The following is an 18,398-nucleotide window of genomic DNA, read 5'->3' on the forward strand; positions in this document are numbered from 1 at the left end:
CGCTTTTTGTCGTTCACAGCAGGCGGCGCAGCACACTGTTTGGCGCAAGGTCGCCCAGCCGCGCCCCCACCGCCGAAAGGAAGTGGGCGTCGGAGGAGGCGAACACCTCCAGCCCCGGCGGCAGCAGACCTCTCCGCTCATACTCGGCGGCCAGTTCCGGCCTGCGCAGTTCCACCGCCGAAAAGCCTGCTTCCGGCGGCAGCATGCCCAGCACGGCAAAAACGGAATAGCTCTCGGCGTCGGCATGGGCGGGCACCGGTTCGCCCCCAAGGGCCCGGCAGCGGGCAGCCGCTTCCTCCAGCGGCCAGCCGCAGGCGGCGGTGAGCAGCTTGTCCACCTTGTCCAGCACCCGGTCCTCCTCGTCCGTCACCCACTGCTCGCCCCAGATCACCGGGTCGCAGGGCAGCGCCGGCAGGGCGGCGTAAAGCTCACGCCCGTATTCCAGCGCCGCCTCCACCGTTTTGAAATAGCAAAGCAGATGCAGCTCCTCGGCGGTGGTGACCTCCAGCCCCGGCAGAAGGCGCAGGCCGTACTCCCGGCAGGCCTTTTCGGCGGCGGGCAGGTTGAGGGCGCTGTTGTGGTCGGTGATGGCGATGAGCTCGGCCCCCGCCAGCTTTGCCAGCCCCGCCACGGTGGCGGGGGTCATGTCCCGGTCGGCGCAGGGGGAAAGGCAGGTGTGCAGATGCAGGTCGTACCGCATGGCCTGTTCTCCCCCTTCCCGTTCAAAGTCCCATGGCTTTTGCCAGGGTCAGGCTTGCCTCGAATTCCGGCAGGCCGGTGGCCAGCACCTGCACCCCGTTCTCCTGTGCCCGCTGGCGGGCCACCTCGTCCAGCTGCGCGCCGTGGCACAGCACGATGCAGGCGCAGTCCGCCAGCGAGGCCACCGCCACCGCGTTCACGTTGCCCATCACGGTGAACCAGGCGTCCCCTTCCTTGGCCCGGCCCATGGCCCAGCTGAGCAGGTCGCCGGTGAAGATACCTTCGATCTCTCTCTCCTCGCCGGGCACCAGCGGCTCAAAACCGCACACCGCGGGCAGGTCTTTCGTGTTCATTCCCCCGCCCCTCCTTTTCTCTCTCTGGCTTTCAGCCGGGCTTCCAGCTGGCGGCAGCGCAGCAGCACGCAGTCGGTCACCTGGCCGGTGCCCCGCACCACGTCCTCCGCCAGCGCCTCGCAGCTGGGCGCGCCGCAGGCGCCGCAGTCCAACCCCGGCAGGGTCTTGAGGATGGTCTGCATCCGGTTGTAGCGCTCGAACCGCTCGCCCCGGGTGGCCCCCAGCTCCAGCACCGGGGCATAGGTGAGGTCGGTGTCCCACAGCATCTCGGTGGGGATGCCGCCCGCAAGGCGGTTCACCGTGCCCGCCACCGTGCGCTGCATCCGCTTGAGTTTGGTGCGGGCGATGTAGGGGTTTTCCAGCTGCAAAGAGCCGCCCAGGCACCCGCCGGGGCAAGCCCGCAGCTCCACAAAGTCGATCTGGTCGTATTTTTCGTCCTCCAGGTCTTCCAGCACCCGGATGATGCTCTCCATGCCGTCGGCCACCAGATGGTTCTCCACCCCGGAAAGGCCCAGCGCCTCGCCGCCGCTGGACGCCCAGGCAAGGCCCGCCGCGCCCGCTGTGGCCCGGTGGGGCGGGGTGCGGCTGCCGTCCAGCAGGGCCAGCAGCTTGGGGTAAATTTCCGTCACCGACACCGCCCCGTCCAGGGCGCTGCGGCTGCTGCCCACCGGGGCCCGGCGCATGGTGACCTTGGCCGGGCAGGGCACGATGGCGATGCAGCCTATCTTTTCTTCGGGCAGGCCGGTCTTTTCCGCCGCCTTTTTCTTGGCCATGCGGGCCGCCAGCTCCATGGGCGGCACCAGCGGCAGCATGTGGTCGATCAGTTCGGGAAAGCGCACCCGGATGAGCCGGGTCACCGCCGGGCAGGCGGAGCTGATGACCGGCCGCGCCGCGCCGCCGGTGGCCATGATGCGGCTGGTAGCGTCGCTGATGAGCTCGGAGGCCGCCGCCTCCTCGAACACGTCGTCAAATCCCGCGCGGCACAATGCGTCCAGCACCATGTCCTGGTTTTTCTGGTGGTTGTACTGCACATACAGGCTGGGCGGCACGATGGCCACCCGGTACTCGAAATGCCCCAGCAGCGCCAGCGGGTCGCTCACCGCCCGCTTGGCCCGGTGGGGGCAAAGCCGGATGCACTCGCCGCAGTCGATGCAGCGCTCCGCCTCGATCACCGCCTTGCCCTCCCGCACCCGGATGGCCTGGGTGGGGCAGCGCTTGATGCAGTTGGTGCAGCCGTTGCACAGACGCTTTTCCAGCGTGACCGAATGCACGAATTGGTCCATGGTCTCCTCCAAAAACGGCCCGCGCCGGGCCGCCCCTTCAGTCGATGTTCACCCGCATGGTGATGGTGGTGCCCACCCCCACGGTGGACTGGATTTCGAACTCGTCGGTGTAGCGCTTCATGTTGGGCAGGCCCATGCCCGCCCCGAAGCCCAGGCTGCGCACCTCGGCGCTGGCGGTGGAAAAGCCCTCCTGCATAGCCTGCTCCACGTCCGGGATGCCGGGCCCCTGGTCCGAGAGGACCATCTGCACGTCGTCGTCGCCGATGGCCACGTCGATGCGCCCGCCCCCCGCGTGGATGGCAAGGTTTATCTCCCCTTCATAGAGGGCGATGGAGATGCGCCGCACCGCCGCCGCGGGCACGCCCAGCTTTTTCAGGGTGGCCTTCAGGTCGGCGCTGGCCTCCCCCGCCCGGGCAAAGTCGTCGCCGGGCACGGTGTATTCCAGCCGGATGGGTTCGCTCATGCCATCTCTCCTCCCCGCAGGCCCTGTTCATAGAGCCTGCCGCAGGCCGCGAACATGGGCAGGTCGGTGGAGAGCACCGCCATGCCCCGCGCCGCCGCCATTTCCACGATCTGCTCCTGGGGCTGCTTGCCCCGCACGAACACGATGCACACCATGTCCATCATCTCGGCGGTGCGCACCACCTGGGGGTTGTTCAGCCCGGTGAGCAGCACCGCCTGGTCCTTCACATAGGCCAGCACGTCGCTCATCATGTCGCTGCCGCAGGCCGCGTGCACCTGAACGTCCAGATCCGCGCCGGGCGTGTGCAGCCGCGCATTCAGAATGTCTTTCACCTCTTTGATGGTCATTACAGACCCTCCCCTCTTTTCCCCTCGGGCGGCCCGGCCGGCCGCCTCCTTTTCTTTATTATAAAAGATGCCCCACCCCCTGGCAAGGGTCGGACCGTGACATTTTCAACAGTTTTTTGTCAACTCGCGCTGCAATTTTATACGACTTTCCGGTGTTTATTTGTTTAATTTATAACAGCCTTCTGGTATAATGGAAGCATATGGGCAGGGACCGCTGCCCCCGTGAAAGACCTTCAGGAGGGATACTATGAGGCACTTTTCCACCGTGCCGTTTTCCGGCACACCCGAGCAGGAAGGGCAGTTGAAAGCCTGGCTCGACGAGAACAAAGACACGCCGGGCGTGGTGATGCCCGCCTTGCAGAAGGCCCAGGAGATCTACGGCTATCTGCCCATCGAGGTGCAGCGCATGGTGGCTGAAGCGCTGGGCAAGCCCCTGGCCGAAATTTACGGCGTGGCCACCTTCTACTCCCAGTTCAGCCTGACGCCCAAGGGCAAATACCGCATCAGCGTGTGCCTGGGCACCGCCTGCTACGTGAAGGGCAGCGGCAAGCTGTACGAGAAATTGCAGGAGAAGCTGGGCATCGCCGGCGGCGAGTGCACGGCGGACGGCAAGTTCAGCCTGGACGCCTGCCGCTGCGTGGGCGCCTGCGGCCTGGCCCCCGTACTTATGGTGAACGACGACGTTTACGGCCGCCTGACGGTGGACGACCTGGACGGCATCCTGGCAAAATACCCCGACTGACGAGGCCAAAGGAGGGCGCGCGGTGCAGGAACTTTCGATGAACCTGTTGGACGTGGCCGAGAACTCGGTGGCCGCCGGCGCGAAGCTGGTGCGCATCGAACTCTCGGTGGACGAAGAAGCCCGCCGCCTGCGCCTTGCCATCATCGACGACGGCAAAGGCATGGACCCGGAGCTGGCGAAACGGGTCACCGACCCCTTCTGCACCAGCCGCACCAGCCGCAAGGTGGGGCTGGGGCTGCCTTTTCTGAAGATGGCGGCCGAGCTCACCGGCGGGCAGCTGACGCTGGAAAGCGAAGAGGGCAAGGGCACCGCGGTGACAGCGCTTTTCTGCACCGACCACATCGACATGCCGCCCCTGGGGGACGTGGCCGCCAGCGTGGCGGGCCTTGTGCAGTGCAGCCCGGACATTGATTTCGTGTTCACCCTCGCCGGCCCGGGCGGGCGCTTTTGCGCCGACACCCGCGAGATGCGGGACATCCTGGGCGGGGTGAGCCTGGCCGAGCCCGAAGTGGCCCTGTGGCTGCGGGAGTATCTGGCCGAGAACATCCGTGAGATTTTGAAAAAGGAGTAACGCTGTATGAAGAGTTTGCAGGAACTGGCGGCCATCCGGGACCGGATGCGTCAGACCGTGAATACCCGCGAGCCGGGCGAAAACCCCATCCGCGTGCAGGTGGGCATGGCCACCTGCGGCATCGCCATGGGCGCGCGCCCTGTGCTGAACGCCTTCACCGAAGAAGTGGCCCGCCGGGGGCTTTCCGGCATCATGGTCACCCAGACCGGCTGCATCGGCATCTGCAAGTATGAGCCGGTGGTGGAGGTCTTTGTGCCCGGGCAGGAGAAGGTGACCTACGTCCACATGACCCCCGAGAAGGCCGCCCGCGTGGTGGCGGAACATCTGGTGGGCGGGCATGTGGTCACCGAATACACCATCGGCCAGGCCGGCACGGAAGAATAAGGAGGCAGAGCCAATGTACAGAAGTCATGTCATGATCTGCGGCGGCACCGGCTGCACCTCGTCCGGCAGCGACAAGGTGGCCGCTGCCTTCGAGGCGGAGATCGTAACCGCCGGTCTGGAAAACGAGGTCAAGGTCATCCGCACCGGGTGCTTCGGCCTGTGCGCTTTGGGCCCCATCGTGGTCATCTACCCCGAGGGCACCTTTTACAGCATGGTCAAGCCCGAGGACGTGGCGGAGATCGTGAACGAGCACCTGCTCAAGGGCCGCCCTGTGCTCCGCCTGCTCTACAACGAGACGGTGGCGGAGGACAACTCCATCAAGAGCCTGGACGAGACCTCCTTCTACAAAAAGCAGAAGCGCATCGCCCTGCGCAACTGCGGCGTCATCAACCCCGAGAACATCGAGGAGTACATCGCCTTTGACGGCTACGCCGCCCTGGGCAAGGCCCTCACCGAGATGACCCCCGACGAGGTCATCCAGGTGGTGCTGGACTCCGGCCTGCGGGGCCGCGGCGGCGGCGGCTTCCCCACCGGGCGCAAGTGGCAGCTGGCCTGCGCCGACCGGGGCAAGGTGGAAAAATACGTCTGCTGCAACGCCGACGAGGGCGACCCGGGCGCGTTCATGGACCGCAGCGTTCTGGAGGGCGACCCCCACAGCGTCATCGAGGCTATGGCCATCGCCGGCTACGCCATCGGCGCGGACCAGGGCTATGTCTACGTGCGCGCCGAGTATCCCATCGCGGTGAACCGCCTGTCCACCGCCATCCAGCAGGCCCGGGAGTACGGCCTTCTGGGCAAAAACATCTTCGGCACCGACTTCTCCTTTGACATCGACATCAAGCTGGGCGCGGGCGCCTTCGTCTGCGGCGAGGAGACCGCCCTGATGACCAGCATCGAGGGCATGCGCGGCGAGCCGCGGCCCCGTCCCCCCTTCCCCGCCAAGAAGGGCCTGTTCGGCCGGCCCACCATTCTGAACAACGTGGAGACCTACGCCAACATCCCCCAGATCATCCTGAAGGGCGCCGACTGGTTCCGCAGCATGGGCACCGAGAAGAGCCCCGGCACCAAGGTGTTCGCCCTGGGCGGCAAAATCAAACACACCGGCCTGGTGGAAGTGCCCATGGGCACCACCCTGCGGGAGATCGTGGAAGAAATTGGCGGCGGCATCCCCGGCGGCAAGAAGTTCAAGGCCGCCCAGACCGGCGGCCCCTCCGGCGGCTGCATCCCCGCCAGCCTCATCGACACCCCCATCGACTACGACAACCTGATGGAGATCGGCAGCATGATGGGCTCCGGCGGCCTCATCGTCATGGACGAGGACACCTGCATGGTGGACATCGCCAAGTTCTTCCTGGAGTTCACGGTGGACGAGAGCTGCGGCAAGTGCACCCCCTGCCGCGTGGGCACCAAGCGCCTTTTGGAGCTGCTTGAAAAAATCACCAGCGGCAACGGCACCATGCGCGATCTGGAGCGCATCGAAGAGCTGGCCCAGTTCATCAAGGAGAACAGCCTGTGCGGCCTGGGCCAGACCGCCCCGAACCCGGTGCTCTCCACCCTGCAGTACTTCCGGGACGAGTACCTGGCCCACATCCAGGACAAGCGCTGCCCCGCCGGGGTGTGCAAAGCCCTGCTGACCTATAAGATCGACGAGACGAAGTGCCGCGGCTGCACCCTCTGCGCCCGGGCCTGCCCGGCGGGCGCCATCAACGGCAGCGTGCGCAACCCCCACAACATCGACACCCTCAAGTGTGTCAAGTGCGGGGCCTGCATGGAGACCTGCCGCTTCGGCGCCATCAGCAAGGGTTAAAGGAGGACGCGAACAATGGAAATGGTCAATCTGAAAATCAACAACGTGCCCTGCAAGGCACCGGCGGGCGCCACCATCCTGGAGGCCGCCCACGAGATCGGCATCACCATCCCCACCCTGTGCTACTTAAAGGAAATCCAGCGCGTGAACGGCGCCTGCCGCGTCTGCGTGGTGGAGGTGAAGGGGGCCAAGAACCTGCTGCCCGCCTGCGTCTACCCGGTGAGCGAGGGCATGGAGGTGTTCACGGGCACCCCCAAGGTGCAGGCCGCCCGCAAGACCAACCTGGAGCTCATCCTCTCCACCCACAACCAGGACTGCATGAGCTGCGTGCGCAGCGGCGACTGCGAGCTGCTGCGGCTGTGCAAGCAGTACGGCGTGGATAAGTCCAACTCCTTCGAGGGCGTTCTGCCCGAGCGCCAGGACGACTACAGCGCGCCTCACCTTTTGAAGGACAACTCCAAGTGCATCATCTGCCGCCGCTGCATCTCCACCTGCGCCGAGAACCAGGGCGTGGGCGTCATCAACGTGGTGGAGCGCGGCTTCAACACCCACATCGCCTGCGCCTTCGAGGGCAAGCTGGCGGACTCCACCTGCATCGGCTGCGGCCAGTGCATCAACGTCTGCCCCACCGGCGCGCTGGTGGAGCGGGACGACACCGACAAGGTGTGGGCCGCGCTGGGCGACCCCACCCGCCATGTCATCGTGCAGACCGCCCCCAGCGTGCGGGCGGCCCTGGGCGAGGAGTTCGGCCTGCCCATCGGCACCAATGTGCAGGGCAAGATGGTGGCCGCGCTGCGCCGCCTGGGCTTTGACGGCGTGTTTGACACCGACTTTGCCGCCGACATGACCATCATGGAGGAGGCCACCGAGTTCCTGCACCGGATGAAGGAGGGCGGCCCGCTGCCCCTCATCACCAGCTGCAGCCCGGGCTGGGTGCGCTACTGCGAGACCTTCCACCCGGACTTCATTCCCAACCTCTCCAGCTGCAAGAGCCCCCAGCAGATGTTCGGCGCGCTGAGCAAGACCTACTACGCCCAGAAAATGGGCATCGATCCCCGGGACATCTACTGCGTCAGCGTGATGCCCTGCACCGCCAAAAAGATGGAGATCAGCCGCCCGGACGAGTGCGCCGCCGGCGAAGGCATCCCCGACGTGGACGTGTCCATCACCACCCGCGAGCTGGCCCGGATGATCCACCGCAGCGGCCTGCGCTTCAACGACCTGCCCGACGAGGACTTCGACCCCGCCATGGGCGAAGCCTCCGGCGCGGGGCACATCTTCGGCGCCACCGGCGGCGTGATGGAGGCGGCGCTTCGCACCGCCGTGGAGACCCTCACCGGCAAGGAAGTGGAGCCGGTGGAATTCGAGGCCGTGCGCGGCACCCAGGGCATCAAGGAGGCCACCTATCAGGTGGAGGACCTGACCCTGCGGGTGTGCGTGGTCAGCGGCACCGCCAACGCCGGCAAGGTGCTGGACATGGTGCGCAAGGGCGAAAAGCAGTATGACTTCATCGAGGTCATGGCCTGCCCCGGCGGTTGCGTCAACGGCGGCGGCCAGCCCATCCAGCCCGCCCCCGTGCGCAACTTCACCGACATCAAGGCCCTGCGCGCCAAGGCTCTTTACGACCAGGACGAGCGCAGCACCGTGCGCAAGAGCCACGAGAACCTGCTGGTGAAGAAGGTGTATGTGGAGTTCCTGGGCCAGCCCGGCGGCAAGAAGGCCCACGAGCTGCTGCACACCCACTACCAGAAGCGGGAGAAGCTTTACTGATCGTAGTTTTCTGCAAGTTTATACAAAATATGGCGGCAGACCTCACGGCCTGCCGCCTGTTTTTCTTTTCGCCAGACAAGGAAAAAGCGCCGGGCGTTTGCCCGGCGCTTTGCTGTTCTGAATTTGCTCAGTTCAGGATGGTGACCTCGGTCTCGGGGTCGAACAGGTGCACCTTGTGGGGGTCGAAGGCAACGACCACTTCGTTGCCGTTCTTCGCCTTGGAGGTGGGGGCCACGCGGGCGGTGAGCTTGTTGCCCTTGTAGTCCAGATACAGGTAAATCTCGCTGCCCATCAGCTCGCTGACTTCCACGGTGGCGGTGAGCTTGCAGCCGCTGTGCTTGGCCACGAACTCCTCGTCGTCCTTGATGTCCTCGGGGCGCACACCGGCCTTCACGGCCTTGCCCACATAGGCGTCCAGCTTGCCGTCGGCGGTCTTCTCGGCGGGCAGAACGATCTTGTCGCCGCTCAGGTCGATCCAGTAGGTCTCGCCGTCCTTGTTCAGGGTGGCGTCCAGGAAGTTCATCTGGGGGCTGCCGATGAAGCCCGCAACGAACATGTTGCAGGGCAGATCGTACAGGTGCTGCGGGGTGTCGACCTGCTGGATGATGCCGTCCTTCATGACCACGATGCGGTCGCCCATGGTCATGGCCTCGGTCTGGTCATGGGTGACGTAGATGAAGGTGGTGGCCAGCTTCTGATGCAGCTTGATGATCTCGGTGCGCATGCTGGTGCGGAGCTTGGCGTCCAGGTTGGACAGAGGCTCGTCCAGCAGGAACACGGCCGGGTTGCGGACCATGGCGCGGCCCAGGGCCACACGCTGACGCTGACCACCGGACAGAGCCTTGGGCTTGCGGTCCAGCAGGTGCTCGATGTCCAGGACCTTGGCGGCCTCACGCACGCGCTTGTCGATCTCGTCCTTCGGGGTCTTGCGCAGCTCCAGACCAAAGGCCATGTTCTTGTACACGGTCATGTGGGGATACAGAGCGTAGTTCTGGAACACCATGGCGATATCGCGGTCCTTCGGGGGAACGTCGTTCACCAGGCGGTCGCCGATGTACAGCTCGCCCTTGCTGATCTCTTCCAGACCGGCGATCATGCGCAGGGTGGTGGACTTGCCGCAGCCGGAGGGGCCGACCAGGATGATGAACTCCTTGTCCGCGATCTCCAGGTTGAAGTCCTTGACGGCGGTCACGTCGCCGGGATAGATCTTGTAGATGTGCTGTAAGCTGATGCTTGCCATTGGCGCAAACTCCCTTTCTTTGATTATTCATTTGTTGATGTGGTTGACCCCACATTTTCCATCTATTATAATAATATCAGACTTTTTGGGGATTGAAATAGCATTTTATTGATGTGTGGTGTTGGAAATTGATTTTCGACTGCGAACGGGTGGCGCGGCTGGAGGAAGTGGCGGACGAGCAGTTCGGCCTGCCTTTGACCCTCGAGGGCGGGGGCCTTTGGGCGGGGGTGCTGTCCAGCGGGCGGTGCGCCCTGGACGGCGACGAGGCCCGGCTGGCCGGGGCGGGCAGCCTGCTGGTGGCGGCGGGGCCGGTGCGCCTTGTGCCTGCCGAGAGCTGCCATCTGCTGGCGGTGCGCCTGGGCGGGCTGGCCGCCGGCTTGTTCCTGGAAGGGCTGGAACAGCCCATGTTCGCCGCCGGGGCAAGCTGCCCGGGGGCGGCGGGGCTGGTGGCGGCGCTGGCCCAGGCCGGGCGGCCGCTGCAGAGCGAGCTGTGCTACCGGCTTTTGTGCGAGCTGGCCGGGGCGGACGCGGCGGGCGCGGCCCTGCCGCCGCTGGTGGCCGAAGCGGCGGCCCAGATCCGGGAGCACTACGCCGGGCTGTACGGCGTGGAGGAGCTGAGCGAGGCGCTGGGGGTGAGCAAGAGCCATCTGGTGCGCGCCTTCAAGGCGGCCATGGGGGTCACGCCCGGGCAGTACCTCACCGGGGTGCGGCTGGAGGCGGCCAAGCTGCTGCTGGCAAGGCGGGAATACCCCCTGGAGGTGGTGGCGAGCCTGTGCGGTTTTTCCGGCGCGAACTACCTGTGCCGGGTGTTCAAGAAGGCCACCGGCCAGACGCCCGCCGCCTTCCGGGCCGCCGCGGCGGCGGACGAGGCGCTGGGCCAGCCCCTGCCGCTGGAGAAGGAGCTGTATGTGTGAGAGCGAAGTGCAAAAAATAAAGCCTTTCGGGGCTTTCCTTTTGGGGCCGCAGCCGCTATGATTAGGATAGAGACGCCGCGCGGCCGCGGGCAGGGCCCCGGGCAGCGGCAGAAAAATTTGCAAAGAACGGAGTGCTTACCATGAACGTCGTCGTGACCAAGAGCTATGATGAGAGCTGCGCCTATGTGGCCGACATGATCTGCAAGCTGGTGAACGAAAAGCCCGACTGCAAGCTGGGCCTTGCCACCGGCGGCACCCCCGTGCCCATGTACAAAAAGCTCATCGAGGCCAACAAGGCCGGCAAGGTGGATTTCTCCAAGGTGCGCACGGTGAACCTGGACGAATACTGCGGCATCCCCGAGACCCATGACCAGAGCTACCGCTACTTCATGAACACCAACCTGTTCGACCACATCAACATCGACAAGGCCAACACCTACGTTGCCCAGGGCATGGGCGACCCCGAGGCCAACGCCGCCGCGCTGGAGGCCAAGGTGCGGGAGGGCGGCGTTGCCGACCTGCAGCTTCTGGGCATCGGCAACAACGGCCACATCGCCTTCAACGAGGCGGCGGACGTGCTGCACGCCACCGCCCACATCGAAAAGCTGACCGAGAGCACCATCCAGGCCAACTCCCGCTTCTTTGAGAAGAAGGAGGATGTGCCCACCACCGCCATCACCATGGGCATGGGCGACATCCTGGCCGCCAAGTGCGTGGTGCTCATCGCCACCGGCCTGGCCAAGACCGACGCCATCCGCGGCCTTGTGATGGACGACGCCATCACCACCCACAACCCCAGCACCATGCTGAAGATGCACGAAAACGTGTATGTGGTCATCGACCAGGAACTGGCCGACGCCGTGGGCTACAAGGGCTGATATCTCTTTTGACCCGTGCCGCCGCTGTGACAGAACAGCGGCGGCTTTTTTGCGCCCTGCCCTTCCCTTGACTTGCGGGCCCATCCTTCTTATAATGAAAGCACATGCGGGCCGCTTTTGCCCGCATGACAAACCGAGAGCAAAAACGAATGACACTTTCGCATAAAAGGGGCAGACATTTATTCAGAGAAGCCGGGTGAGAATCCCGCACGGTCCCGCCACCGTGATGCGCGCCGCACGGCGCGCTAAGTCGGATCGCTGAGTCTGCTCTGGTACACTTCACGATGGATGAATTGCACTGTTTTCTTTTTTGGCAAACGTCACCCTTTCGTGTGTGGAAGGGTGATTTGTTTTTTGCCGGAAAATCAGGAGGTAAATCCATGAAAAAGCTTCTCAGTCTCATCCTGGCGCTGGCCCTGGCCGCCAGCGCCGCGGGCTGCGCCGCCCAGCCGGCTTCCGGCTCCGCGTCCGTGTCCGCTTCCGCCCCGTCCTCTTCCGTTTCGGCCCCTGCCGCCGAAAAGCCCACCACTGACCCCAGCGGCGCCGATGTGACCATCCCCGACGAGATCGGCTCCGTGGTGGTGCTGGCCCCGTCCATTGCCGAGGCGCTGGTGGCCCTGGGCTGCGGCGACCTTATCGTGGGCTACGACGCCCAGAGCGTGGGCCTGGAGGGCCTGCCCGAGGGCGTGCCCACCTTCGACATGATGCAGCCGGACATGGAGCAGCTGGCGGCCCTGAAGCCGGACGTGCTGTTCGTTTCCAACATGACCCTGTATGACCAGACCAATCCCTATCAGCAGCTGATGGACATGGGCGTGTGCGTGCTGTGCGTGCCCACCGCCGACAGCATCGCCGCCATCCAGGAGGACATCGCCTTCATCGCCGCCGCCATGGGCAAGAGCGCCGAGGGCGACGCCCTGATCGTGGACATGCAGGCCGAGCTGGACCGCATCGCCGCCATCGGCGCCACCGTGACCGACAAGAAGAGCGTCTACTTTGAGATCAGCGCCGCCCCCAGCATGTACAGCTTCGGCAGCGGCGTGTTCCTGAACGAGATAATCGAGCTCATCGGCGCCGAGAACGTGCTGGCCGACCAGCAGGGCTGGCTGCCGGTGGAGGCCGAGACCATCGTGGCCGCCGACCCGGACGTCATCCTCACCAACGTGAACTACATCGAGGACCCCGTGGCCGAAATTCTGGGCCGCAGCGGCTGGGAAGGCATGAGCGCCGTGCAGAACGAGCAGGTGTTCTACATCGACAACATGGCCTCTTCCCTGTCCAACCAGAACATCGTGAAGGCGCTGGACCAGATGGCCAAGGCCGTCTATCCCGAGCTGTTCAGCGCGGAATAAGGCCATGAAAACAGCGGCAAAAATGGCCGTGCTCGCTGCTGCCGCCCTCGCCGCCCTCATTCTGGGCGTCGGGGTCGGCAGCGTCTTTATTCCCCCCGATGAAGTGTGCGCCATCCTGGCCCACTTTTTCTTCGGCACAGCCCTGCCGGAAAGCATCGACCCGGTCTACCCCAGCCTCGTGTTCAACATGCGGCTGCCCCGGGTGCTGATGGCCTTTCTCACCGGGGCGGGGCTGGCGGTGAGCGGCACGGTGATGCAGTCGGTGCTGCGCAATCCCCTGGCCTCCCCCTTCGGGCTGGGCGTTTCCGCCGGGGCGGGCCTGGGCGCGGCGCTGGTCATCGTGGCCGGGGTGTCCTCCGGCCTTCTGGGGGCCTTTCTGCTGCCCACGGTGAGCCTCTGCTTCGCGCTGGTCACCGTGGTGCTGGTGGTGGGCTTTGCCATCCGGCTGGACCGCAGCCTTTCCAACACCACCATCGTGCTCACCGGCATGGTGGTCTCGCTGTTTCTGAACGCCATCATGAACCTGCTTTCCACCCTGTCGCCCCTCTATGCCCAGCAGATCAGCCTGTGGACGCTGGGCAGCTTTTCCTCCAAGGAGTGGAGCCAGGTGGCGGTGCTGGCCCCGGTGACCCTGCTCTGCACCCTGTTCTTTCTGCGCTTTTCCCGCGAGATGGACGTGATGACCTTCGGGGAGGAGCAGGCCCAGGCCATGGGCGTTGCCCTGCGGCGGATGAAGTGGCTGCTGCTGGTGGCCATCGCGGTGCTCACCGGCACCGCCACCGCCTTTGTGGGCATCATCGGCTTTGTGGACCTCATCGCCCCCCATGTGGTGCGGCGGTTCTTCGGCGCGGCCCACCGGCGGGTCATCCCGGCGGCGGCCCTGTTCGGCGGGGCCTTCATGGTGCTGTGCGACCTGGCGGCCCGCACGCTGGTGCCCCCGCGGGAAATTCCCATCGGCTCCATCACGGCGCTCATCGGCGCACCCTTTTTCATCTATGTCTATTTTTCCGGGCGAAGGAGGCGGCAGTGACCATGCTCAAGGTGGAACATCTCACCTGCGGCTACGGCGGCGCGCCGGTGGTGAAGGACCTCTCCTTCGAAGTGCCCGCCGGGGGGCGGCTGTGCATCCTGGGGCCCAACGGCTGCGGCAAGACCACGCTGCTGCGGGCGCTGGCGGGCCTTCTGCCCCACGAGGGCAAGGTGACGGCGGAAGGCCGGGACCTTGCCGCCATGGACCGGCGGCAGCTGGCCCGGACCGTGGCCCTGCTGAGCCAGATCAGCAGCGTGTATTTTTCCTATACTGTCTATGAAACGGTGCTGATGGGGCGCTACGCCCACCAGACCGGCGGCGCTTTTTCCGGCCCGGGGCCGGAGGACAGAGCCATCGCCCTGGAGTGCATGGAGCGCACCGGCGTGGCCGACCTGCGCGACCGGCAGGTGACCGAGCTTTCGGGCGGGCAGCTGCAGCGGGTGTTCCTGGCCCGCACCTTTGCCCAGCAGCCCCGGGTCATCCTGCTGGACGAACCCACCAACCACCTGGACCTGAAATACCAGGTGGAGCTGGTGCAGGAGCTGAAGGCCTGGGCCGCCGGGGAGAGCCGGTGCGTTGTTGGAGTGCTCCACGACGTGAATCTGGCGCTGGACCTGGCGAACCTCTTCCTTTTGATGGAGGAGGGCCGGGCCCGGTATTTCGGCCCGGCGGCGGAATTTGACCCGGCAGCGCTGAACCGGGTGTATCAGATGGACGTGGGCGGCTACATGCGCCGCTCGCTGCAACGATGGGAGGAACTGGAATGAGCCTGTACCGAAGCCCTTACGAGGCTTATCCCTTTTTGTGCGACGCGGGCGAGGACCTGCGCTGCGATTTTGAACTGCTCACCGACGAGATGGCCAGCCGCACCGGCCTGCTGCGGGCCCAGGTGAAGGATGAGGCCCTGAAGGCGGAGCTTTTGTGGGTGTGCGAGCTCATCTACCACATGAACCCCACCCTGCGCACCCGCCTCACCGTCACCGAGGAGGAGTGCGCCCGCCTGCTGGAGCTGGCCTCCGGCTGGAAGGAGCGCTGCGCCGGGCGCTGCAAGCTGTTCGTGCTGACCCAGGGGTGCGAGGCCGCCTGCACGGCCCACCTTCTGCGGGTGCAGGGCAAGCAGCTGGTGCGCCTCATCTACCGCTGGGTGGAAAAGGGCCATGAGGTGCCCGACCGCCTGCTGGACCTGGCGAACCTGCTCTCGGGCTACTTCTTCTATCTGGCCCTCCACCTCAACGAGGCGGAAGGGGTGGAGGAAGCGCCCTACGTCAGCCGCAACTACCCCGCACGGTAACGCGCCATGGAACAGAGAGCCAAGACCCTGATGGTGCTGGGCACCGCCTCCGGCGTGGGCAAGAGCACGCTGGTCATCGGCCTTTGCCGGCTTTTGCGCCGGCGAGGGCTGCGGGCGGCCCCCTTCAAGGCCCAGAACATCTCCGACAACGCCCATCTTCTGCCCGACGGGCGGCGGATGGCCCGCAGTCAGGCCATCACGGCGGCGGCCTGCGGCCTTTCCCCCGAACCGGACATGAACCCGGTGCTGCTCATCCCCCGCCACGACGGCTGCGAGGCGGTGGTGGACGGCGCGGCCGCGCCCCGCTTTGACCGCAAGGCCTGCCGCGAAGCGGCCCGCCGGGCCTACGACCGGCTGGCGGCCCGCTTTGAAGTGGTGGTGGCCGAGGGCGCGGGCAGCCCGGTGGAGCTGAACCTGCGGGCCGGCGACATCGTGAACATGGACTTTGCCCTTTACGCCCGCTGCCCGGTGCTGCTGGCGGCGGACATCTGCCGGGGCGGGGCCTTCGCGGCGCTCTACGGCACGCTGGCCCTGCTGGCCCCGGAAGAGCGGGCGCTGGTGAAGGGGCTCATCGTCAACGACTTTTACGGCGACGCCGCCTCCTTCGGCGAGGGGCGGCGGATGCTGGAAGAAATTTGCGGCGTGCCGGTGCTGGGCGTTGTGCCCCATCTGGACCTGCGGCTGGAGGACGAGGACGCTCTGCCCGGCGCGGCGGCCCTCACCCGGGAAAAACTGGCCGTCCTTGTGCCCGAGGGCATGAGCGCCGAGGACTTTCAGGCCGCCCAGTTCGACCTGCTGGCCGACGCGCTGGAAAAAGCCCTGGACATGGACGCACTGATGAAAATTCTGGAAGGAGGGGCCGGATGAACAAGCTTTTGCCGGGGCTGCCCTTTGTTGCCTCCTACAGCGGCGGCAAGGACAGCGCCCTTGCCATCCACCGCGCTGTGCAAAGCGGCATGAAGCTGCAGGCCCTGCTCATCACCTACAACGTGGACCGGGGCCGCTCCTGGTTCCACGGCATCCCCGCCGAGGTGCTGGCGGAGGTGGAGCGGTCGGTGGGCGCGCCGGTGCGGCTCATCCGCACCACCGGCCCGGAGTACGCCGCAGCCTTTGAGGCAGCGCTGGCCAGAGAAAAAGCCCTGGGCGCCAGGGCCTGCGTTTTTGGCGACATCGACATCCAGGGCCACCTGGACTGGTGCAGCGAGCGCTGCCGGGCCGCGGGTCTGGAGGCCTGCTTCCCCCTCTGGCAGGAGGAGCGCCTGGGGCTGGTGAAGGAGTGCCTTGCCAGCGGTTTCAAGCCCATCGTCACGGTGGTAGACACCCGCCGCCTGCCCGCTGATTTTGCCGGGCAGCCCCTGACCGAGGAACTTCTGGACGAGATGGCGCGGCGGGGGGCGGACCCCTGCGGCGAGAACGGCGAATACCACACCTTTGTGCCCGAAGGGCCCATCTTCGCCCGGCCCGTCCCGGTGGCCGTGGGTCCCGCCCAGCTGGTGGACGGCTACGCGTTGGCCCCGCTGGCCGCCCGCTGAACAAGAGAAAAGCAGCGCCCCCTCAGCAGAGGGGGCGCTGCTTTTGTTTCAGACGTAGGCGCGGAAGTTGTATTCATAGGGCACCGGGCGGGGCTGGCCCAGGGCGGCAGTGACCTCGGTCCACAGCCGGGCCGGCAGGTCCTCGCCCTCGCGGATGTCCTCCAGCACGAAGGAGGCCGGGTCGGCGATGAGGGCGAAGGCCTCTTCGCTGCGGCCGGTGCGGTGCAGGGCGATGGCGTAGTGGATGGTCAGGTAGCTGTTGGCCCGCAGCTCTTCGGGCAGGCTCTCGTAAAGGCGCAGCATCGCGGGCCAGGCCTCGGCGGTGCTGAGCAGCTTGAAGGCGCTCTTTTGATAGGAGAGGTCCTCCCGGCGCAGGGCCGCGCCCTTTTCGATGCACGCCGCGCACCGGGCGGCGTTGTCCCGCCGGTATTCAAGGCAGGCCAGGGCGTGATAGGCCCAGGGATTTTCCGCCAGTTCCAGCGAGGCCAGCAGCTGCTTTTCCGCCGCGTCGTACTCCCCGTTCTGCACCAGGCGCACCCCCAGCTGATAATGGGCGTACCAGTTGCCCCGGTTGCAGCCCTCCACGGTGGCCTTCAGCTGACGCAGGCTCGCCTCGTCCGCCAAGAAGCAGTCCGGGCGCTGGTCAGGGGCGGGGCAGTGAAGCACGCCGCTCTCCAGAAAGGCGGCCCAGTCTTTGCCGCTCTGGTCCTCGCAGCAGAATTCCAGATGGGCGCTGGCTTCCCCCCGCCGGGCCAGCGCGCCGGCGGCGGAGCCGGGGCGCACCAGCCGGGCCTTGCGGCGGGCCATGGAGGCGGTGTCTTTCAAAAGCCGCTCCATTGCTTCGACGGCGCCCTCGGCGGCCAGCTGGTCTTCAATGGCTTCGTACCGGCGGCGGTGGGTATCCGCCAGCAGGGCGGGGTCCAGCTGCACCGGGCCGTACTGCTCCACCCACTCCCACTCACTGTGGGGCGGCATGGGCAGGCAGCCATACTGGGTCTTGGCGAGGCCCGCCTGTATCTCCACATACCGGCCCGCCTTTTGGGTCAGGAACTCCTGCCAGTGGTCGGAGGCGAGCTGGTTGCCCCAGCAGAACAGCTTTCGGCTCACCAGCCGCCCGGTGGACCGCTGCCGCAGCTACACCGGCAAGGGGGCGCAGAACCGATACCTCACCCAGGCCATCCGCTGCATGTACCGCAACCTGGGCCGGGCGATGACCCTGGACGAACTGGCGGAGGAGGTGGGGCTCTCCAAGAGCTATCTGCACCAGATCTTTGTGGCCCACACCGGGCGCGCGCCGCTGGAATTTTTCTCCCGCCTGAAGGTGGAAGAGGCCTGCAAGCTGCTGAAAGCCACCGACCACAGCATCGGCGAGATCGCTCAGCGGGTGGGCTTTGGCGACCCCTATTATTTTTCCCGCCTGTTCAAAAAGGCGGTGGGGGTGTCGCCCAAAAAGTATCGGGACCAGCCCCTGTGTTACAGCGAGCGGGCGGAGCGGCTGCTCCATCCCGCGGCTCAGGAACCAAAGCGAACATGAACAAGGAGCCGTATCGACTTACGGCTCCTTCTTTTTCTCCCGGGGCACGGCCCCGGCAAGGGCCTGCATCATTTTTTGAACGTTGTCCGCCTCCAGTTCTGCCTGTCCTCTGGCCACTTCCAGCAGCGGCATGCCGATCATCTGTTCCTTTTCCAGCCCTTCCAGCTGCTTCCCAGTGCTGGGATCCAACCCACCTTCCATTGTTTCA

22 protein-coding genes and 1 riboswitch are annotated in these 18,398 nt (G+C 65.8%); of the genes, 14 read left to right on the plus strand and 8 right to left on the minus strand.

The window, feature by feature from the left end; all coding sequences use genetic code 11:
• Positions 1-13 precede the first annotated feature (13 nt).
• From ACMI1Q_RS05715 to ACMI1Q_RS05735, 5 genes are read right to left on the minus strand one after another with little or no spacing between them, the layout of a single operon-like run.
• On the minus strand, positions 14-700 hold the full coding sequence (locus ACMI1Q_RS05715) for a PHP domain-containing protein (protein ID WP_419503096.1): 687 nt from the start codon (positions 698-700) through the stop codon (positions 14-16).
• Positions 701-722: 22 nt separating this feature from the next.
• Positions 723-1,052 carry a hypothetical protein gene (locus ACMI1Q_RS05720; RefSeq protein ID WP_419503097.1) on the minus strand — a complete coding sequence of 110 codons (330 nt, stop codon included), beginning with the start codon at positions 1,050-1,052 and terminating at the stop codon, positions 723-725.
• The gene (locus ACMI1Q_RS05725) at positions 1,049-2,335 is read right to left on the minus strand and encodes a [Fe-Fe] hydrogenase large subunit C-terminal domain-containing protein (protein ID WP_419068520.1); all 1,287 of its coding nucleotides are present in this window, start codon (positions 2,333-2,335) and stop codon (positions 1,049-1,051) included. The genes ACMI1Q_RS05720 and ACMI1Q_RS05725 overlap by 4 nt, the downstream gene beginning before the upstream one ends.
• A gap of 37 nt (positions 2,336-2,372) precedes the next feature.
• Positions 2,373-2,798 (minus strand): ATP-binding protein, encoded by a 426-nt coding sequence (locus tag ACMI1Q_RS05730; protein WP_177521112.1) that lies wholly within the window; start codon positions 2,796-2,798, stop codon positions 2,373-2,375.
• Positions 2,795-3,145, minus strand: a complete 351-nt coding sequence (locus ACMI1Q_RS05735) for a DRTGG domain-containing protein (RefSeq protein WP_419503098.1) — start codon at positions 3,143-3,145, stop codon at positions 2,795-2,797. Before ACMI1Q_RS05735 ends, ACMI1Q_RS05730 begins: the two co-directional genes overlap by 4 nt.
• 247 nt (positions 3,146-3,392) lie before the next feature.
• On the opposite strand from ACMI1Q_RS05735, the gene ACMI1Q_RS05740 reads away from it, so the two are divergent.
• Genes ACMI1Q_RS05740 through ACMI1Q_RS05760 form a run of 5 tightly spaced genes read left to right on the plus strand, consistent with a single transcriptional unit; the run spans position 3,393 to position 8,419 of the window.
• On the plus strand, positions 3,393-3,887 hold the full coding sequence (locus ACMI1Q_RS05740; protein ID WP_177521110.1) for an NAD(P)H-dependent oxidoreductase subunit E: 495 nt from the start codon (positions 3,393-3,395) through the stop codon (positions 3,885-3,887).
• Positions 3,888-3,909: 22 nt separating this feature from the next.
• Positions 3,910-4,458: an ATP-binding protein gene (locus ACMI1Q_RS05745; RefSeq protein WP_419503099.1), complete on the plus strand. Its 549-nt coding sequence runs from the start codon at positions 3,910-3,912 to the stop codon at positions 4,456-4,458.
• Positions 4,459-4,464: 6 nt separating this feature from the next.
• Positions 4,465-4,842, plus strand: coding sequence for a (2Fe-2S) ferredoxin domain-containing protein (locus ACMI1Q_RS05750; RefSeq protein WP_177521108.1), 378 nt, complete (start codon positions 4,465-4,467; stop codon positions 4,840-4,842).
• A gap of 13 nt (positions 4,843-4,855) precedes the next feature.
• The gene (locus tag ACMI1Q_RS05755; protein ID WP_394979967.1) at positions 4,856-6,649 is read left to right on the plus strand and encodes an NADH-ubiquinone oxidoreductase-F iron-sulfur binding region domain-containing protein; all 1,794 of its coding nucleotides are present in this window, start codon (positions 4,856-4,858) and stop codon (positions 6,647-6,649) included.
• Positions 6,650-6,664: 15 nt separating this feature from the next.
• The gene (locus ACMI1Q_RS05760; protein WP_394979966.1) at positions 6,665-8,419 is read left to right on the plus strand and encodes an NADH-dependent [FeFe] hydrogenase, group A6; all 1,755 of its coding nucleotides are present in this window, start codon (positions 6,665-6,667) and stop codon (positions 8,417-8,419) included.
• 127 nt (positions 8,420-8,546) lie between these two features.
• On the opposite strand, the gene ACMI1Q_RS05765 is transcribed toward ACMI1Q_RS05760, so the two are convergent.
• Positions 8,547-9,659 (minus strand): ABC transporter ATP-binding protein, encoded by a 1,113-nt coding sequence (locus ACMI1Q_RS05765; protein WP_419503100.1) that lies wholly within the window; start codon positions 9,657-9,659, stop codon positions 8,547-8,549.
• 113 nt (positions 9,660-9,772) lie between these two features.
• Between ACMI1Q_RS05765 and ACMI1Q_RS05770 the strand changes: the two genes are divergently transcribed.
• From ACMI1Q_RS05770 to ACMI1Q_RS05805, 8 genes are all read left to right on the plus strand, one after another.
• Positions 9,773-10,573 (plus strand): helix-turn-helix transcriptional regulator, encoded by an 801-nt coding sequence (locus tag ACMI1Q_RS05770; RefSeq protein ID WP_419503101.1) that lies wholly within the window; start codon positions 9,773-9,775, stop codon positions 10,571-10,573.
• 140 nt (positions 10,574-10,713) lie between these two features.
• Positions 10,714-11,451, plus strand: coding sequence for a glucosamine-6-phosphate deaminase (gene nagB, locus ACMI1Q_RS05775; RefSeq protein WP_177521704.1), 738 nt, complete (start codon positions 10,714-10,716; stop codon positions 11,449-11,451).
• 169 nt (positions 11,452-11,620) lie between these two features.
• A riboswitch (adenosylcobalamin (AdoCbl) riboswitch) is annotated at positions 11,621-11,755 on the plus strand.
• Positions 11,756-11,831: 76 nt separating this feature from the next.
• Positions 11,832-12,803, plus strand: coding sequence for an ABC transporter substrate-binding protein (locus ACMI1Q_RS05780; RefSeq protein WP_419503102.1), 972 nt, complete (start codon positions 11,832-11,834; stop codon positions 12,801-12,803).
• 22 nt (positions 12,804-12,825) lie between these two features.
• Positions 12,826-13,833, plus strand: a complete 1,008-nt coding sequence (locus ACMI1Q_RS05785; protein WP_419503103.1) for a FecCD family ABC transporter permease — start codon at positions 12,826-12,828, stop codon at positions 13,831-13,833.
• A gap of 2 nt (positions 13,834-13,835) precedes the next feature.
• Entirely contained in the window at positions 13,836-14,600 is a 765-nt protein-coding gene (locus ACMI1Q_RS05790; protein ID WP_419503155.1) for an ABC transporter ATP-binding protein, read from the plus strand.
• Positions 14,597-15,124 (plus strand): ATP--cob(I)alamin adenosyltransferase, encoded by a 528-nt coding sequence (locus ACMI1Q_RS05795; RefSeq protein WP_330056498.1) that lies wholly within the window; start codon positions 14,597-14,599, stop codon positions 15,122-15,124. The genes ACMI1Q_RS05790 and ACMI1Q_RS05795 overlap by 4 nt, the downstream gene beginning before the upstream one ends.
• A gap of 6 nt (positions 15,125-15,130) precedes the next feature.
• Positions 15,131-15,991, plus strand: a complete 861-nt coding sequence (locus ACMI1Q_RS05800) for a cobyric acid synthase (RefSeq protein WP_330056500.1) — start codon at positions 15,131-15,133, stop codon at positions 15,989-15,991.
• On the plus strand, positions 15,988-16,656 hold the full coding sequence (locus ACMI1Q_RS05805) for an ATP-binding protein (protein ID WP_419503104.1): 669 nt from the start codon (positions 15,988-15,990) through the stop codon (positions 16,654-16,656). Before ACMI1Q_RS05800 ends, ACMI1Q_RS05805 begins: the two co-directional genes overlap by 4 nt.
• 48 nt (positions 16,657-16,704) lie before the next feature.
• Here the strand turns inward: ACMI1Q_RS05805 and ACMI1Q_RS05810 are convergent, their stop codons facing one another.
• Complete coding sequence (locus ACMI1Q_RS05810; protein ID WP_419503105.1) at positions 16,705-17,763, minus strand: hypothetical protein; 1,059 nt, start codon at positions 17,761-17,763, stop codon at positions 16,705-16,707.
• On the opposite strand from ACMI1Q_RS05810, the gene ACMI1Q_RS05815 reads away from it, so the two are divergent.
• Positions 17,735-18,190 (plus strand): helix-turn-helix transcriptional regulator, encoded by a 456-nt coding sequence (locus ACMI1Q_RS05815; RefSeq protein ID WP_419503106.1) that lies wholly within the window; start codon positions 17,735-17,737, stop codon positions 18,188-18,190. The two genes, ACMI1Q_RS05810 and ACMI1Q_RS05815, sit on opposite strands and share 29 nt — an antisense overlap.
• Positions 18,191-18,208: 18 nt before the next feature.
• Here ACMI1Q_RS05815 and ACMI1Q_RS05820 read toward each other — a convergent pair whose 3' ends face one another.
• A complete protein-coding gene (locus ACMI1Q_RS05820; RefSeq protein WP_394980964.1) occupies positions 18,209-18,391 on the minus strand; it encodes a hypothetical protein in 183 nt (60 codons plus the stop codon).
• Positions 18,392-18,398: the final 7 nt, after the last annotated feature.

The sequence above is a fragment of the Candidatus Allofournierella excrementavium genome (assembly GCF_048526665.1).
Classification (GTDB): Bacteria; Bacillota; Clostridia; order Oscillospirales; family Ruminococcaceae; genus Allofournierella_A; species Allofournierella_A excrementavium.